The sequence below is a fragment of the Streptomyces sp. NPDC096339 genome, from assembly GCF_044762985.1.
In the GTDB taxonomy this organism is placed as follows: Bacteria; Actinomycetota; Actinomycetes; order Streptomycetales; family Streptomycetaceae; genus Streptomyces.
This window is the reverse complement of the sequence record NZ_JBIWFI010000012.1, coordinates 100,536-116,543: the sequence shown is the minus strand read 5'-3', so window position 1 is coordinate 116,543 and position 16,008 is coordinate 100,536. Positions and strand designations below refer to the sequence as shown.

Below are 16,008 nucleotides of genomic sequence, written 5' to 3'. Positions count from 1 at the left end.
CGGGGCGCGCCGGGCCGGGGGATGCGGGGCGGCTCATGATTCCTCCACGTGCCGCAGCCGGTCGGCCACGCCTCGGTCTCGGCGGCCGCCCAGCACGGCCGACAACAGCGGCACCGCGGCGATCGCGGCGGCCAGGAGCAGCGTTCCGGCGTTCGGCAGGTCCACCAGGACCTCCGGGACCGGACGCCGGGCGGCGGGCGTCAGCACCACCAGCGGCACCACCAGGTGCACGATGACGGCGCCCAGCCCCACCCCCACGGCGGTCCCGAGGCCGACCAGGACACCGGTCTCGGCCGTGACCGTCCGGGCGAGGCGCCGCCGGGGCGTCCCCAGAGCGGTCAGCACCGCGAACTCCGCGGCCCGTTCCCGTCCGGCCGCGGCCGCGGAAGCCGCGAAGCCGATCGCGGCCAGGATCGCGCAGGCCACCGCCAGCGCGGCCAGGGCGCTCTGCGGGCCCGCGCTCAGCGGATCGTCCAGCAGCCCGGCAGCGACCTCCTCGCGCAGCTCCACCCGTTGCGCCCCCGAGCCGGAGCGCAGTTCGGCGGCGGCCCGCGCGGGCACCGGGTCATCGCCGGAGGCGGCCGGCAGCCACCATTCGACGACCGGGGGCAGCTCCCGGCCGGCGTCGGCCGCCAACAGCCGTCCGGCGGCGGCGAGATCCACGGCCACGGCCGTGTCACCGACCACGGGCAGCGAGCCCACGGCGGCGGTGATCCGCACCGGGACGCTGCCCGAGCCCAGCGGGACCGGCACCACGTCGCCCACCCGCGCTCCGACGGCGGCGAGGTAGCCGCGGGTGGCGATCCCCGGCACCTCGGCGGCGGGTGCGGCGCCGGCGAGCAGCCCGAGCTGCACGCCGCCGATGCTTCCCGCGCCACCCCGGTAACGGACCCGCACCAGCTCGTCAGGACCGGCCGGGAGCAGTTCGCCGGCCCGCCCGCCACCGGTCGACTGCGGGGCACCGAGGGTCCAGCCGGTCGTACCGGCACGGGCGGGCACCGCGGCCGCGCCGGGGGCGTCGGCGGCGGAGATCCGGCGCACGGTCAGCTCCCCGGGCCGTTCCGGCACGGAGGGGGCGTCCCCGAGTGCCGGCCCGCGGTCCTCCTGGCCGTACGAGAACACGAGCCCGGCGACCCGCAGGGGCGCGGCCGCCGACCCGAGCGGGGCCCCGGTGAGGGCGCCGAGGTCCAGCGAGACGGTGGCGTCCCCCGATTCGGGCAGCTGCGTCATCGGCGTACGGTGGGTCAGGCCGAACCGGTCGCGCAGCAGCACGCCGAGGCCCGGCCGGCCGCCCTCGCCGGAGGCCCGTACCGTCACGTCCAAGTCGATCCGGCGCGGATGCCCCGGCAGTTCGATGCCGTCGGCGGCCGCGCCCGCACCCGCCGCGAGCGGCGTGAACAGCTCGCGCACGGAGCGCCCGTCCCGCAGATCGGCGCGCAGCGGCACCCGTTCGGCCACCCCGGCCGCGTCGACGGCGAGCACCTGCCCGGCACGTCCGCCCGGCAGGTCCTGCTTCGAGCGGATCACCGGGATGACCCGCTCTCCGCCGGGCAGGGAGGCGTACCGTCCGCCCTGGCCCAGCGGTGCCAGGTCGCTGCCCGAGATCCGCAGACCCCCGGCGGTGGCGAAGTCGGCCTGGTCACGCTGCGAATCGGACCACGCGGTGTGCTGGCCGAGCGCCAGGACCCCGCTGGACACGGCCAGTACGAGCAGCAGCACCGGCCCGGTGGCCCGGCCGGGCCTGCGGGCGAGCTGCCAGCCGACCAGCGCCGGTCCCAGGCCCCGCCCGCGCGCCGCGATCCGCCCGCCGACCCGCGCCGCGAACGGCAGCAGCCGCAGCACCAGCAGCGTGCCCGCGCACAGGGCCAGCGTCGGCGCGGCGACCAGTACGGGATCCACCCCGAGCCCACCGTCCACGGCGGCGGCCTCGGCTCCGTCGCCGCTGTACTGCGCGAGCTGCTGGTAGGCGAGGACGGCGAGCGCCACCAGGGCCAGGTCGGCGCCGGAGCGGGCGGCGCCGGCGACCAGCGCCTGCCGTCGGCCGCCGACCCGCAGGGCGACGGCCCCCGCGCCGCGCAGCATGGCGGGGAGCGCCGTCAGCAGGACGCACGCCAGCGCGCAGGCGGCGGCCACCGGCCACATCAGCCAGTTCCCGGACGTGTCCAGGTGCACCCGTGCGAGCGGGCCGAAGCCGGCCGACAGCCGCAGCAGGGGCGGGGTGAGCAGCGGCGCGAGGACGGCGGCGGGCAGCGCGAGCAGCAGCGATCCGGTCGCGCCGAGCACGCCGAGCCGGACGCGGGAGGCGCCGCGCGCGGTCAGCAGGATCCGCTCGGGCTCCTGACGGTCCGTGAGGAGGCGGGCGACGAGCAGCAGCGCGGCCGCCGCGAGGACGGCCAGCTGGAGCGCGCCGACGAGCAGGGTGGACCGGGCGACCCGCTGCCCGGAGTCCAACTCGTCCAGCAGATGGGGGAGCTCGGTCTTGACCTGGAACCCGTCGGGGCCCTTGACGCCGGTGGAGCCGCGGGCGCCGGCGGCCAGGCCCGCCGCGCGCTCCCGGATGTCCTGCGCCCGCGCGGGGACCACCGTCGCGAAATCGGGGGTGAGGAGCACGGCGCGGCTGTTCTGCGGCAGCCCGCCCGTCGTGAACGCGGTGTCGTCGACGAGCAGCGGCCCGTACGTGGTGAAGGTGCTGACCTGGAGCTCGCGACCGCCGAGCGGGTCGAGCTGCCAGTACGGGGCGTCCGGGTCGGCCGCCCGGTACACGCCGCTGACCTGCACCGTGAGCGGGGTCCCGCCGTACCGGTCGTCGAGGCGGACCTCGGCGGGCAGCGCGGCCTCGGTCAGCCCCAGCCGGGTCAGCGCGGCCCGCGGCACGGCCACCTGCATGCGCGCGGGGTCCTGCCCGGCGACCGCCTGCGGCCACTGGCCCGCCAGGAGCCGCACCCGCTCGCGGTCCAGGGAGGCGAGCAGCGCCAGATCGGTTTCCTTGCCGGGGGTGCGCGCGCCGGGAATCCCGTACGAGCGGCTGCGCGCCATGCTCTCGAAGGACACGGGGAGCCGTCCGAACAGCTCGCCGGCGAAGGCCCGTACGGCCTTGTCGTCCTCGGCGCGGGCGGTCACGGGACGTCCGCCGGTCACCAGCACGGTGCTCCGGTCCCGGCCCGGGCCCTGGAGCTCCTGGCGCAGTCCTGCCTCGCCCACGCCGCGCGTGAACGCGAACAGCGCCGTCAGCACGGTCGTGGTGATGAGCACGGTGAGCAGAACGGCGGCGGCGAGCGGCAATCGCCCGCGCAGCCGGCGCATGACGAAGCCGAGCATATGGTGTGTTCCTCCCCCGTCCGGACCGCTGGCACCGGATAGCGGACGACTCTGTCAGATTCGAACGCGCAGCGGAAGGGACTTGCGCGAAGGATGTGACAGATGAGCAAATTCGAAAGTGACCGGTTACGTCCAGGGGGAGCAGACGTCATGACGCAGCAACAGGAGAACCCGGCCGCCGCGCCGATGGTGGTCGTGGACGACGTCCACCGCAGCTTCGGCAGCGGCCCGAACGCCGTGCACGCGCTGCGCGGCGTCTCCTTCGAGGTGCGCCGCGGTGAACTCACCGCGCTGAAGGGCCGGTCGGGCTCGGGCAAGACCACCCTGCTCAACCTCGTCGGCGGACTCGACACCCCGACGGCCGGCAGCGTCCGCCTCGACGGCACCGGCCTCGCGGGCCTCGACGAGGCCGGGCTGCTGGCGCTGCGCCGGGACCGGATCGGTTTCGTCTTCCAGTCCTTCGGTCTGATCCCGGTCCTCACGGCCGTCGAGAACGTCGGGGTCCCGATGCGGCTGAAGAAGGTCCCCGCCCGGCAGCGCGAGGAGCGGGCCCGGACCCTGCTCGCCCTGGTCGGCCTGGCCGAGCACGCCGATCAGCGTCCGGGCGAACTGTCCGGCGGGCAGCAGCAGCGGGTCGCCGTGGCCCGCGCCCTGGCCAACGAGCCCGATCTGATCATCGCGGACGAACCGACCGGCCAGCTCGACTCCGAGACCGGCCGGTCGATCATGCGGCTGCTGCGGGCGGTGGTGCGCAGCGAGGGGGTCACCGCCCTGGTGGCCACCCACGACCCGGTCCTGATCGAACTCGCCGACCGGGTCGTGGAGCTGCGCGACGGCCGCATCGTCGACGAGCAGTCCGTTCGGCAGGCAGCCGTCGGCTGATCCGCCGCCTACTCGGTGTGCAGCACCGAGGCGATCGTCATCCGGGCCGCGGAGCGGGCCGGCGGCAGGGCGCCCAGTACCGCGATCGCCATGCCCGCCAGCAGCATCGCGGCGAGTTGCGGCGCGTGCCACACGTCCTTCATGTACTCCGGGAAGGCGACGATGCCGACGTTGTCCACGACCAGCCGGTGCGCCAGCATCCCGAGCGGGATGCCGAGCAGCCCGCCGACCAGGCCGAGCCCGGCCACCGAGGTCACCGTCATCGCCACCACCTGGCGGGGCGTCATCCCGATCGACTTGAGCATGCCCAGGTCCCGGCGGCGCTCGCGGGTGTTCAGCAGCACGGTGTTGAACACGCCGAGCGAGGCGACGAGGGTCAGCAGCACCGTGAACACCGTGGAGAAGGTGACGACGGTGACGGTGGCGGCGTTCGCCGAGCTTCCCACCGATGTGGAGAGTCCGGGGTCGGCCGCCTCGGCCGCCGCCGCGTAGGCGTCCGGGTCGGTGCCGGGGGTGAGCCGGACCCAGTACTCGATGGGTCGGGACCCCGGCGCCAGCTGTTCCAGGGTTTCCCAGGTGGCGTCCAGGGCCCGGGCGCTGCCTGCGGTCAGCTTGCCGACGACGGTCGTGGGGACCTGCCTGCCGTTCAGCTCCAGGGTGACCCGGTCCCCGATCCTCAGTCCGCGCTGGGTGAGGAACGACGGTCCGGCGGCGATCTCCCCGACCGCGCCCGGCTGATGGCCCTCGACGATCTCGTAGGCGTCCGAGGAGTCGTTGCCGCGGTAGAAGTTGGCGAAGGCGGGCTGGGTCTGCCCGACCAGGCTCACCTCGGCCAGCCCGCGGGCCCGTACGCGCGCCGTGCCCGGCAGGGACCTCAGGCGCTCCTCGATCTGTGCGTCGCCGAGCCGGGGCAGGGGCCGGTCGCCCTGCTCGTCCGCGTGGACGAGGACCTGGGCGCCGCCGTCGGCCCGGCCGGCCTGGCCGAGGGCCAGCATCGTGCTGGTCATCCCGGTCGACAGCGTTACCGTGGTGACCCCCAGGACGATGGCCGCCATGGTCAGGAGGGTGCGGCCGGGACGGGCGAACGGCTGGCCCAGGCCCAGGCTGACGGGGCGCGGCAGCTCGGTGAAGCCCAGCACCCGCTGGATGCGCAGCCCACGTCCGGTCCGGGGCGCGTCACCCGCGCTGATCGCCCGGGCGGCCGGCAGCCGGTGTGCCCGCAGCGCGGGGACCAGGGCGGCGAGCAGGACGAGGGCGGGCATCCCCAGCAGACAGACGACGTACACCCACGCCGGGATGGTGCCGACGGAGGCCCGGCCCGTCTCGATGCCGGCGAACGAGACCTCGAGGATGGGACCGGCCAGCGCTTTGCCCAGCAGGGTGCCGAGGACCCCGCCGACGACCGCGGGCACGGACATCATCGTCAGGTAGACGGCGACCACCTGGTTCGGTGTGAAGCCCAGCGCCTTGAGGACACCGATGTGCCGGTAGCCGGAGACCACTGCCCCGCTGACCACGTTTCCGACGATCAGGGCGGAGACCAGGAGGCCGAGGACGCCGAAGACGGAGATGAAGGGGAGATAGGCATTGGCCAGTGCCGAGAAGGCCTGTTTGAGGGTGAGGTAATTCTGGGTGTTCGTCAGGGAATCCCGAGGCAGCTCCGCCGTCGCCTCGGTCAGCCCGGCGCTCAGCTGCGCCTCGGTCGAGGAGTCCGTGAAACGGTAGAGCATCTGGGACGAGGTCGGGTGCAGTGCGCTCAGTTGCCCGGGGGTGACCCAGGCTCCCGCGGACTTGCTCATGCTGGTGGCGAATCCGACGACGGTCAGAGGCGGGGCGCCGGGGACCGGGAGCTTCGTGCCGAGCAGTTCCGCGTCGGGGGATCCGTCGAAGGCCCAGTTGACGACGATCTCGCCGGGGGCGGTTGCCCACCGGCCCCGCAGGATCTCTATGCGGTCCACGGGGCCCGCCGGATCGGCCCGGCCCACCACCGCGAGGGAACCGCCGGGCGACCCGAGCCATCCCCTGGGCATGGCGACGACCGCCTGCCCGAACGGCCCGGCGGCGGCCTCCACGCCCGGACGCCCGACGGTCCGTGCCAGCTGGGCCTCTGTGACCTTCGCGGTGTCGAAGGACGCCACCACGTGCGCGCCGCGCTGGGCTGCGTACGCCTTGTCGAACGGTCCCGAGGCGGCGGCGAGCAGACCCAGCGAGAGCAGCACGGTCGTGGTGGAGCACAGGACGACCAGCCCGATGACGAACGTCTGGACCCGGCGGCGCTTGACGGCCGCGCGCGAGGCCCGCCACACGGCGCTCACGCGGTCGCCTCCAGTGCGCTCTCACGGGCCACCCGGCCGTCGGCGACCTCGACCAGGCGGCCGGCGCAGCGGGTGGCCAACTCCCGGTCGTGGGTGACGATCAGCAGGGTCTGCCCGATCTGGTTGAGGTCGATGAGGAGGTCCATCACCTGCTCGCCGGAGCGGCTGTCGAGTGCGCCGGTGGGTTCGTCGGCCAGGAGCAGCGCGGGCCGGTTCATCAACGCCCGGGCGACGGCTACCCGTTGGCGCTCGCCGCCGCTGAGCGTCGCAGGATAGTTGTTGCGGCGCTCGGCCACGCCCAGTTCGTCCAGGAGCTCCAGGGCCCGGCGGCGGGCCTGCCGGGCCGAGGTACCGGTCAACTGGGCGGCCAGCGCCACGTTGTCGAGGGCCGGAAGATCGTCGATGAGGTTGAAGAACTGGAAGATCATGCCGACGCTGCGGCGCCGGAAGAGTGCCAGTCCGGATTCGTTCAGCCGCCCCAGGTCCTGGCCGTGCACCTCCACCAGGCCCGAGGTGGGCCGGTCCAGCCCGGCCACCATGTTGAGGAGGGTGGACTTGCCGCAGCCGGAGGGGCCCATCACGGCGACCGCTTCACCCGCCCGGATCTCCAGTGACAGCCCGTCCAGGGCCTTCGTGTCGCCGTACTCCTTGTGCACGCCGTCCAGCCGCACCACCACTTGCCGTTCACTGCCTTGATCAGTTGTCATGGCTCGAACCTAGAGCTGAGCCCGCGGGCGGTGCGTCAGCCCCCGGATGTAGAGGTCCGCGCAGGTCATCCTGGGGATGTACGCGGTCCGTCCGGCCCGTCCGGCACAATGACGCGCGGACGGACGGGGGATGCCAGGGTGGGAACGATCATCGCGGTGGGGACCGTTGCGTGCCTTGCCGTGATCGCGGCGGCAGGGCTGGCACTGGCCCTGGTGCGCGCCCGGCGCGGGCACCGGGCGGCCATGGGGGAGCGCGGCTGGCTGCTGGAACGGGAACGGGAGAGCGCGGCGCGTGCGGCCGTGGACGCGGAACGGGCCAGGATCGCGGCCGAACTCCACGACATCGTGAGCCACAACGTGAGCCTGATGGTCGTCCAGGCGGGCGCCGCACGGGAGGTGCTGCACACCCTGCCGGAGCAGGCCGCCGCGGCCATGGGCGCAGTGGAGGCGGCGGGACGGACCACGATGACGGAACTACGCCACCTGCTGGGCCTGTTGGCGCCCGCGCAGGACGGCAGGGACGAGCCGTACGCCGCGGGCGCGGGCGTCGCCGCCACGGCGGCCACGGAGCCGCAGCCGACCCTCGCCAGGCTCAGCCCGCTGATCGACAGGTTCGCCTTCGCCGGCCTGCCGGTGGAGGTACGGGTGTCCGGGGAGCCCCGGCCGCTGCCGGCCGGGATCGACGTCACGGCGTACCGGATCATCCAGGAAGCACTGACCAACGCGTTCAAACACGGAAACGGGGGCAAGGCGGAAGTGACGGTGCGTTACGCGGAACACGCGCTGCGGGTGGAGGTACTCACGAGCGGCCCGAGCGCCTTGTCGGAAGGCACCGCCGGGTCGGTTCCCGAGGCCAAGGCGACCAAGACGGCCAAGGCGGCCAAGGCCGACGGGACCGGGCGCGGGCTGCTCGGCCTGCGCGAGCGCGTCGCCGTCTACGGCGGCGACCTCGACGCGCGCCGCCGCCTCGGCGGCGGCTACCGGGTACGGGCACGCCTCCCCCTGGAGCGGGCGTGACCGGGCCGGTGACGCCGGACCCCGCGCCCGAGCACGCGGCCACAGGACCGGCCCCCGAGCCGCGCACCACGCCCGTGCCCGCGCCCGCGGCGCCCGACCTCCGCCCGGCGCCCGCGGCAGCGCCGGCCCCTCCCCGGGTGGTGATCGCCGATGACCAGGAACTCGTCCGCACCGGCTTCCGGCTGATCCTGACGGCCCGGGGCATCGACGTCGTAGGGGTCGCCGCCGATGGGGTGGAGGCCGTGGGCCTGGTGCGGCGGCTGCGGCCGGATGTCGTGCTGCTCGACATCCGGATGCCCACCATGGACGGTCTCGAAGCCGCCCGGCGGATCCTCGCCGAGGCTCCCGAATGCCGGGTGATCATGCTGACCACCTTCGATCTCGACAGCTACGTCTACGCCGCCCTCGCCGCCGGGGCCAGCGGATTCCTGCTGAAGGACGTCACCCCCGAGCACCTCGCCGCCGCCGTGCGCCTGGTCGGAACCGGGGACGCACTGCTCGCGCCCTCCATCACCCGACGCCTCGTGGAACGCTGCGCGCCGCGAGCCGCCGCGCCCGCCGCGCGACACGAGCTCGCCTCGCTCACCCCGCGCGAACGGGAGGTACTGACCCTCATGGGTCACGGGCGTTCCAACGCCGAGCTGGCGCGGGAGCTGACGCTCAGCGAGGCCACGGTGAAGACCCATGTGGCCCGGATCTTCGCGAAGTTGTCGCTGCGAGACCGGGCCCAGGCGGTGGTGCTCGCCTACGAGACGGGCCTGGTGACCCCCGGCTCGCCGTAGCGGGCCATCAGGTCCTCCATCACGGAGCTCGGGAGGAAGTGGTTCACGGGCGGATTCCGTCCCGCGCCGAGGCGGCGGCCGTGGTCAGGGCCCCGGTCAGGGCGTCGGCGTACGGATGAGGGCGACGACGGCGGGGGAGCACGACCCCGAAGTGCCGTGCCGGACGCGGTGGTTCGACCCGGATCACGCTCAACTCCGGGGCGGGGCCTGGGAGCAGCGAGACCTCCGGGACGAGGGAGACGCCCACGCCGGCCGCGACCAGCGTCTGCGCGAAGAAGTAGTCGGTGGTCGACGCCCCGACGAGGAGGTCGAAGCCCGCCTGGTCCGCGTAACGGTGAAGGAACGCCTCCGTCTTGAGGCAGCCGAGCACCCAGCGGTCCCCGGCGAGCTCGGCCGGGCTCAGCGAGGACCGGTCCGCGAGCCGGTGTCCCCGGGGCAGCACCAGCCACAGCGGATCCTCCATCAGAGGCAGCCAGTCGAGCCCCGGCCGTCCGCCCGACCCGACCGGCACCGGGCCGTCGAAGTGGTAGCTCAGCGCGAGGTCGGCCGCGCCGGCGCGCACCATCGGCACGGCGTCCTCCGGCTCGCACTCGCGCACCGTCAGCTCCACCTCCGGATGCGCGGCCACGAACCGGGACAGCGCCCCGGGCAGCAGGTGCCGGCCCCCGCTGGTGAAGGTGGCGACGGTCAGCCGCGGCCGGGGGGCGGTCAGCCGGTCGATCTCGTGGCGGACCCGGTCCAGTTCGGCGGAGATCGTCTCGGCCGTCTCCACCAGCAGCCTGCCGGACTCGGTGAGCGTGACCCCGCGGGTGCTGCGCACGGCCACCGGGTGGCCCAGGCTGCGCTCCAGGGCGGCGATGTGCTGGGAGACGGCCGACGGGGTCAGCAGCAGCGCGCCGGCCGCCCTGTTGAAGCTGCCGTGCTCGGCCACCGCCCGCAGGACACGCAGCCGCTGCACATCGATCATCAGTTTTCCTTCATACCGGTTCAGTGGATCAGCAGTTCCGCTGGGGACGATACAGCGGCAGAGTCGAGCACATGAACACGATTCTTGTCATCGGCGGGAGCCGGTACTTCGGGAAGTCCCTGGTCACCAAGGCCCGCGACGCGGGACACGAGGTCACGCTCCTCAACCGGGGCTCCGGCGCCCCGCCGTCCGGAGTGGGCCACCTGGTCGCCGACCGCGACGACGAGGAAGCGCTGCGGGCGGCGCTGGGTGCGCGCACCTTCGACACCGTCATCGACCAGGTCTGCTACACGCCCCGGCAGGCCGCGATCGCCCGGCGCGTCTTCGCCGGGCGGACCGGACGCTACGTGATGACCTCCACCATGGAGGTCTACGACCCGGCCACCCTCCCCGCGCCCACGGCCGGCCGCCGCCCGGTCCCCGTCACCGAGGACTCCCTCGACCCGCTGCGGGCACAGGCCGCGCGGGGGAGCGGCCCCGCCTTCGAGTACGCCGACGGCAAGCGGCGGGCCGAGGCCGTCTTCCTGCGGGATCCCGTCTTCCCGTACGTCTCCGTCCGCGCGGCGCACGTACTCGGCGGCGGCCGCGCGGACTTCACGGGGCGCCTCGCGCACTACGTGGAGCGGATCGCCGCGGGCGCCCCGATCGACGTCCACGAGGCCCCGTACGAGACCTCGTTCATCCACCACACGGAGATCGCGGAGCTGCTGTACTGGGCGGCCGGGCAGAGTTTCACCGGGCCGGTCAACGCGGCCTCCCACGGGTCGCTGGACGTGATGGGGCTGAGCGGCCTGGTTGCCGAGCGGGTCGGGCGGCGCCCGCGTCACCGGGTCGTGGGGGACGGCGCCGAAGCCTCGCCCTTCTCCTTCGACCGCGCCTACGCCATGGACAACGGCCGGGCCTCCGCCCTGGGTTTCGACTTCGGCCGGGTCACGGACTGGCTGCCGGAAGCGATCACGGAAGCGATGGCCGAAGCCGCTGCCGTCCGGACCGCCTAACCTTCGCCGGCGCGCCGCTCCAACGGCGTGGCTACCGACGAGTTGCTCACACTGAATGTGACGCTGCCGGCCCGGTAGCGGTCGTCGGACCACTCGATCGGGCGGCCGGACGCCGTCGCGGAGGCGTGCCGCTGGCGCAGCAGGGGGGTGCCGCGGCGGATCTCCAGCAGCCGGGCGTCCTCACTGCCGGCCGGCAGGGCGTCGATGAGGTGCTCGCCGTAGTGGGCGACGACCCCGGAGTCTTGCGCGAGCAGGTCCATGATGGAGCGGCAGTCCTCGGGCATCGCCTCGACGGCCGCCGCGATCCAGCCGGGATAGGCGGTCCGCTCGACCATGGTGGGCTCCCCGTCGAGCAGGCGCAGCCGCAGCACCGCGAGGACCTCCGCCCCCGGCTCCAGCGCGAGGCGCTCGGCCTCCTCGGCGGTGGCGGGCCTGCGCGTACGGGAGAGGAACCGGCTGGCGGCCTCGTGCCCGAGCCCTTCGGCCCACTGGGCGAAGCTGTTCAACTCTCCGAAGCTGTGCCGCCGCTCGTGGCGCAGAACGATCCTCCGGGCGCCCTGCCGGGATCCGATCAGCCCCTCCGAGGCCAGTGTGGCCACCGCCTGGCGGACGGTTCCCCGCGACGCGGACCACTGCGCGGCGAGATCGCTCTCGGAGGGCAGTTGCGAGCCCACCGGGTGCTCACCGGAGAGGATCGCCCGGCGCAGCGCGTCGGCGATCTCCAGATATCTGACCGTGCCCATGCCCCTCGCCCCCTGACCGGTGCGTACGGATCACCCCGTCGGCGTCCGCACTCATGATCATTCCAGCATGCCTTGTCACGACTCCTTTCGGTCATTGTCGTGTCTTCGTCGAGTCGTGCCTCCCGGTCCAGACTCCGTTCACCGTCCGTACAGTGAGACCGGGCGAACTGGAGCCAACTTGTTCAGACAAGTGGACCCCACTAAGTCTCCGGGAGAGACCGTGCTCAGTTCCTCCGCCCGTCGTGGTGCGGCCGTACTGCTCAGCGCCGCCGTCCTCACCACGCTCAGCGCGTGTGGCGCCGCCCCCGACACCAAGGCCTCCGGCGGCGACGGCGCCAAGAACGGCGCGAAGCCGGCCACCGCCACCTCGGTCGCCGATTTCGGCTCGCTGGAAGCCCTCGTCGCCGCCGCGCAGAAGGAGGGCAAGCTCAACGTCATCGCCCTGCCGCCGGACTGGGCGAACTACGGCGAGATCATCAAGGCCTTCGAGGCCAAGTACAAGATCAAGGTGAACAGCGAGAACCCGGACGCCTCCAGCTCCGACGAGATCGCCGCCGTCAAGTCCCGCAAGGGCCAGGACCGCGCCCCCGACGTCCTCGACCTCGGCATCGCCTTCGCCCGCAGCGGCGCCGGCGAGAACCTCTTCGCCCCGTACAAGGTCGCCGCCTGGGACAAGATCCCGGCAGGCCAGAAGGACGCCGACGGCCGCTGGTACAACGACTACGGCGGCTACGTCTCCATCGGCTGCGACGCCGCGAAGATCACCACCTGCCCGCAGACCTTCGCCGACCTGCTCAAGCCCGAGTACAAGGGCAAGGTCGCCCTCAACGGCAACCCCACCAAGTCCGGTTCGGCCTTCGGCGGCGTCTACGCGGCCGCCCTCGCCAACAAGGGCTCCTTCGCCGACATCCAGCCCGGCATCGACTTCTTCGGCCAGCTGAAGAAGAGCGGGAACTTCATCCCGGTCGAGTCCACCCCGGCCACCGTCGAGAAGGGCGAGACGCCCATCTCCATCGACTGGGACTACCTGAACGCCGGCTACGCCGAGCAGTTCAAGGGCAAGGGCGTCGACTGGAAGGTCGCCGTCCCCACCGACGGCGTCTACGCCCAGTTCTACTCGCAGGCCATCAACAAGGAGGCCCCGAACCCGGCCGCCGCCCGCCTGTGGATGGAGTTCCTCTACAGCGCCGAGGGCCAGAACCTGTGGCTGAAGGGCCACGCCCGCCCGGTCCTGCTCCCCGTCATGACGCAGGACGGCACCGTCGACAAGGACGCCGTCACCAAGCTCCCGCAGGTCCAGGGCACCCCGTCCTTCCCGGCCTCCACCGAGCTCGACAAGGCCAAGGCCACCCTCGCCGAGAAGTGGGACAAGGCCCTCTCCTGATGTCCACCACCACCCCTCGTCCCGTGGGGACCGCCGGCGGCAGCACCAGCCGCCGCCGGCGGCGCGGCCCGCGCACCTGGCTCGCGACCCTCCCCCTCCTCGTCTTCACCGGGCTCTGCTTCGGCATCCCCCTCGGCGCCATGGCCTTCGGCGCGGTCACCCGCACCGACCCCGACGGCGGCGCCACCCGGCTGACCGGCGAACACCTCGCGCGCTCGCTCCAGGGCCCCTACCTCGGCTCGCTCATCGGCAGCGTCCAGCTCTCCGCCCTGACCGCACTGCTCGGCGGAGTGCTCGGAGTCGTCATCGCCCAGGCCGTGGTCACCTCCCGCTCCACCACCCTGCGCAGCGCGGCGCTCACCGCCTCGGGCGTGCTCGCCAACTTCGGCGGCGTACCCCTCGCGTTCGCGTTCATCGCCACCGCGGGCATCTCCGGAGTCCTCACCCAGCTCGGCCACCTCACCGACCTCGGCTGGAACCTGTACTCCTTCACCGGCCTCACCGTGGTCTACCTGTACTTCCTCATCCCCCTGATGGTGCTGGTCATCGCCCCGGCCCTGGAGGGACTGCGCCCGCAGTGGCGCGAGGCCGCCCAGAACAGCGGCGCCACCGGATGGCAGTTCTGGCGCCACGTGGGCCTGCCCGTGCTCGCGCCCTCCCTGCTCGGCGGGTTCGTCCTGCTCTTCGGCACCGCCTTCGCCGCGCACGCGACGGCCGCCGCGCTCGTCGGCGGCTCCGTACCGCTGGTCACGCTCAAGATCGCGGACGCGCTGTCCGGGAACGTGCTCACCGGCCAGGAGAACGTGGCCCTCGCCCTCGGCCTCGACATGATCCTGATCGCCGGCCTGGTCATGGCGGTCTACCTGCCCCTCCAGCGACGGAGCGCCCGATGGCTGCGATGACCCCCACCGCCACCCGCACCCCCGAGCAGGCCGAGACCCCGGCGAAGACCGCCCGGACCCGGCCCCGCCCGAGGATCTGGCGCGGAGCCGTCCTGCTGCTCGCCGGGACCTACTTCCTCCTCCCGCTCGTCGCCTCCTTCGTCTTCACCGTGCACGTGCCCGGCCAGGGGATCACCTTCGAGGCGTACACCGAACTCCTCGCCGCCGAAGGCTTCACCCAGAGCCTGCTGCTCTCCCTCGGTCTCGCCGCCGCGACCATCGCACTGTCGCTGCTGCTCGCGGTGCCCGCACTGGTCGCCGTACGCATCGGCTCCCCGCGGCTGCGGCCCGTCGTCGAGGTGATGTGCATGCTCCCGCTCGTGGTCCCGCCGATCGCCCTGGTCACCGGGATCACGACGGTGCTGCGCTGGGGACCGGAACACCTGTCGCGGACCCCGCTCTACCAGACGTTCATCGCCGTCCAGAACGAGAACTTCCCCGTCGTCCTGGTCCTCGCCTACACCGTGCTGGCGCTCCCGTTCGTCTACCGCTCGCTCGACGCCGGTCTGCGCGCCGTCGACGTGCCCACCCTCGTCGAGGCCGCCCGCAGCTGCGGCGCGAGCTGGCCGTACGTCGTACTGCGCGTGCTCCTGCCCAACCTGCGGGCCTCCCTGGCCGGCGCCGCCTTCCTCACCCTGGCCCTGGTGCTCGGCGAGTTCACCATCGCCTCCCTGCTGGGCTTCCGGCCCTTCGCGGTGTGGATCGTCTCCATCTCCGGAGCCCAGGCCCGGATGTCGGTGGCCGTCTCCATCCTCAGCCTCCTGATCACCTGGCTGCTGCTGCTCGCCCTCTCGCGGGCCGGGACCAACCCCACCACCACAGCGGCCACCACCTCCCGCAAGGAGTCCTGACCCCCATGTCCACCACCCTCCCCGCGGCGAGGAAGCCCATGGACCCCGCCGAGCCCACCGGTGGAGCGCGCGTCGAATTCCGCGGCCTGCGCCGGGCCTTCGGCTCCACCGTCGCCCTCGACGGACTCGACCTGACCGTCGAGCCGGGCGAACTCATCGCCCTGCTCGGCCCGTCCGGCTGCGGTAAGACCACCGCGCTGCGCGTCGTCGCCGGCTTCGAACAGCCCGACTCCGGGGAAGTCCTCGTCGACGGACAGGACATCACCCGCGTCCCGGCCAACCGCCGCGACGCCGGGATGGTCTTCCAGTCGTACAGCCTCTTCCCGAACCTGAACGCCCGCGACAACGTCGCCTTCGGCCTGCGCGTCCGCAAGGTCGGCGCCGAGCAGCGCCGCGAGCGCGCCGCCGAACTCCTCGACCTGGTGGGCCTGCCCGACCACGGCGACCGCTACCCGCACCAGATGTCCGGCGGCCAGCAGCAGCGCGTCGCGCTCGCCCGCGCCCTGGCCCTGCGCCCGCGCGTGCTCCTGCTGGACGAGCCGCTGTCCGCGCTGGACGCCAAGGTGCGGACGAACCTGCGCGAGGAGATCCGCCGCCTCCAGCTCTCCCTCGGCATCACCACGATCTTCGTCACCCACGACCAGGAGGAGGCCCTGTCCATGGCCGACCGGGTCGCCGTCCTGAACGCCGGCAAGCTCGAACAGTGCGCCGCCCCGGGCGAACTGTACGAACGCCCGGCGACCCCGTTCGTGGCCGAGTTCGTCGGCACCATGAACCGGCTGCCCGGACGGCTCACCGACTCCGGTCTCGTGGAGGTCGCCGGGTCGCGCCTGCCCGTCGACGGCCCGGTCCCCGCCACCTCGGACGTGGAGGTCCTCGTACGTCCCGAGAACGTGACGGCGAGGGCCGACGCCGAAGGCACCGCCACCGTCGTCTCCGCCTCCTTCTTCGGCGCCGTCACCCGCCTCCACCTGGAACTGCCGGGCGGCGTGGCCGTCAAGGCGGACCTCGCCTCCCGGGACGCGGGGGACCTGGTCCCCGGCGCGCGGGCGGCCGTCGTACTGGCCGAGCGCCCCGTGCTCGTCGTCGCGAGGTCCGTGTGA

General features: G+C 73.5%; 13 protein-coding genes. 8 read left to right on the top strand and 5 right to left on the bottom strand.

Annotated features, from left to right (window positions below):
* Positions 1–33 precede the first annotated feature (33 nt).
* A complete protein-coding gene (locus tag ACIQ5Y_RS18145) occupies positions 34–3,318 on the bottom strand; it encodes an FtsX-like permease family protein (RefSeq protein WP_403880835.1) in 3,285 nt (1,094 codons plus the stop codon).
* 150 nt (positions 3,319–3,468) lie between these two features.
* On the opposite strand from ACIQ5Y_RS18145, the gene ACIQ5Y_RS18140 reads away from it, so the two are divergent.
* Positions 3,469–4,200 carry an ABC transporter ATP-binding protein gene (locus ACIQ5Y_RS18140; protein WP_403880834.1) on the top strand — a complete coding sequence of 244 codons (732 nt, stop codon included), beginning with the start codon at positions 3,469–3,471 and terminating at the stop codon, positions 4,198–4,200.
* Positions 4,201–4,208: 8 nt separating this feature from the next.
* Here the strand turns inward: ACIQ5Y_RS18140 and ACIQ5Y_RS18135 are convergent, their stop codons facing one another.
* Both ACIQ5Y_RS18135 and ACIQ5Y_RS18130 read right to left on the bottom strand, forming a co-directional pair.
* The gene (locus tag ACIQ5Y_RS18135; protein WP_403880832.1) at positions 4,209–6,515 is read right to left on the bottom strand and encodes an ABC transporter permease; all 2,307 of its coding nucleotides are present in this window, start codon (positions 6,513–6,515) and stop codon (positions 4,209–4,211) included.
* On the bottom strand, positions 6,512–7,222 hold the full coding sequence (locus ACIQ5Y_RS18130) for an ABC transporter ATP-binding protein (RefSeq protein WP_403880830.1): 711 nt from the start codon (positions 7,220–7,222) through the stop codon (positions 6,512–6,514). Before ACIQ5Y_RS18130 ends, ACIQ5Y_RS18135 begins: the two co-directional genes overlap by 4 nt.
* Positions 7,223–7,378: 156 nt before the next feature.
* Here ACIQ5Y_RS18130 and ACIQ5Y_RS18125 point away from each other — a divergent pair, with 156 nt between their 5' ends.
* Positions 7,379–8,239 carry a sensor histidine kinase gene (locus ACIQ5Y_RS18125; RefSeq protein ID WP_403880828.1) on the top strand — a complete coding sequence of 287 codons (861 nt, stop codon included), beginning with the start codon at positions 7,379–7,381 and terminating at the stop codon, positions 8,237–8,239.
* A gap of 74 nt (positions 8,240–8,313) precedes the next feature.
* Positions 8,314–9,021: a response regulator gene (locus ACIQ5Y_RS18120; RefSeq protein ID WP_403881027.1), complete on the top strand. Its 708-nt coding sequence runs from the start codon at positions 8,314–8,316 to the stop codon at positions 9,019–9,021.
* A gap of 43 nt (positions 9,022–9,064) precedes the next feature.
* Here ACIQ5Y_RS18120 and ACIQ5Y_RS18115 read toward each other — a convergent pair whose 3' ends face one another.
* Positions 9,065–9,988 carry a LysR family transcriptional regulator gene (locus ACIQ5Y_RS18115; protein ID WP_403880826.1) on the bottom strand — a complete coding sequence of 308 codons (924 nt, stop codon included), beginning with the start codon at positions 9,986–9,988 and terminating at the stop codon, positions 9,065–9,067.
* A gap of 71 nt (positions 9,989–10,059) precedes the next feature.
* On the opposite strand from ACIQ5Y_RS18115, the gene ACIQ5Y_RS18110 reads away from it, so the two are divergent.
* Entirely contained in the window at positions 10,060–10,986 is a 927-nt protein-coding gene (locus tag ACIQ5Y_RS18110; RefSeq protein WP_403880824.1) for an NAD-dependent epimerase/dehydratase family protein, read from the top strand.
* On the opposite strand, the gene ACIQ5Y_RS18105 is transcribed toward ACIQ5Y_RS18110, so the two are convergent.
* The gene (locus ACIQ5Y_RS18105) at positions 10,983–11,729 is read right to left on the bottom strand and encodes a GntR family transcriptional regulator (RefSeq protein ID WP_403880822.1); all 747 of its coding nucleotides are present in this window, start codon (positions 11,727–11,729) and stop codon (positions 10,983–10,985) included. The two genes, ACIQ5Y_RS18110 and ACIQ5Y_RS18105, sit on opposite strands and share 4 nt — an antisense overlap.
* Before the next feature lie 220 nt (positions 11,730–11,949).
* Between ACIQ5Y_RS18105 and ACIQ5Y_RS18100 the strand changes: the two genes are divergently transcribed.
* From ACIQ5Y_RS18100 to ACIQ5Y_RS18085, 4 genes are read left to right on the top strand one after another with little or no spacing between them, the layout of a single operon-like run.
* Positions 11,950–13,113, top strand: coding sequence for an ABC transporter substrate-binding protein (locus ACIQ5Y_RS18100; RefSeq protein ID WP_403880821.1), 1,164 nt, complete (start codon positions 11,950–11,952; stop codon positions 13,111–13,113).
* On the top strand, positions 13,113–14,015 hold the full coding sequence (locus tag ACIQ5Y_RS18095; protein WP_403880819.1) for an ABC transporter permease: 903 nt from the start codon (positions 13,113–13,115) through the stop codon (positions 14,013–14,015). Before ACIQ5Y_RS18100 ends, ACIQ5Y_RS18095 begins: the two co-directional genes overlap by 1 nt.
* Positions 14,003–14,905 (top strand): ABC transporter permease, encoded by a 903-nt coding sequence (locus ACIQ5Y_RS18090; protein ID WP_403880818.1) that lies wholly within the window; start codon positions 14,003–14,005, stop codon positions 14,903–14,905. The genes ACIQ5Y_RS18095 and ACIQ5Y_RS18090 overlap by 13 nt, the downstream gene beginning before the upstream one ends.
* Before the next feature lie 5 nt (positions 14,906–14,910).
* The gene (locus ACIQ5Y_RS18085) at positions 14,911–16,008 is read left to right on the top strand and encodes an ABC transporter ATP-binding protein (protein WP_403880816.1); all 1,098 of its coding nucleotides are present in this window, start codon (positions 14,911–14,913) and stop codon (positions 16,006–16,008) included.

What these genes read in the sequence shown, in the direction of transcription:
- ACIQ5Y_RS18095 (WP_403880819.1), top strand. Translation starts at nt 13,113, where the DNA reads ATGTCCACCACCACCCCTCGTCCCGTGGGGACCGCCGGCGGCAGCACC.
- ACIQ5Y_RS18085 (WP_403880816.1), top strand. Translation starts at nt 14,911, where the DNA reads ATGTCCACCACCCTCCCCGCGGCGAGGAAGCCCATGGACCCCGCCGAG.
- ACIQ5Y_RS18105 (WP_403880822.1), bottom strand. Translation starts at nt 11,729, where the DNA reads ATGGGCACGGTCAGATATCTGGAGATCGCCGACGCGCTGCGCCGGGCG.
- ACIQ5Y_RS18140 (WP_403880834.1), top strand. Translation starts at nt 3,469, where the DNA reads ATGACGCAGCAACAGGAGAACCCGGCCGCCGCGCCGATGGTGGTCGTG.
- ACIQ5Y_RS18090 (WP_403880818.1), top strand. Translation starts at nt 14,003, where the DNA reads ATGGCTGCGATGACCCCCACCGCCACCCGCACCCCCGAGCAGGCCGAG.
- ACIQ5Y_RS18115 (WP_403880826.1), bottom strand. Translation starts at nt 9,988, where the DNA reads ATGATCGATGTGCAGCGGCTGCGTGTCCTGCGGGCGGTGGCCGAGCAC.
- ACIQ5Y_RS18110 (WP_403880824.1), top strand. Translation starts at nt 10,060, where the DNA reads ATGAACACGATTCTTGTCATCGGCGGGAGCCGGTACTTCGGGAAGTCC.
- ACIQ5Y_RS18130 (WP_403880830.1), bottom strand. Translation starts at nt 7,222, where the DNA reads ATGACAACTGATCAAGGCAGTGAACGGCAAGTGGTGGTGCGGCTGGAC.
- ACIQ5Y_RS18145 (WP_403880835.1), bottom strand. Translation starts at nt 3,318, where the DNA reads ATGCTCGGCTTCGTCATGCGCCGGCTGCGCGGGCGATTGCCGCTCGCC.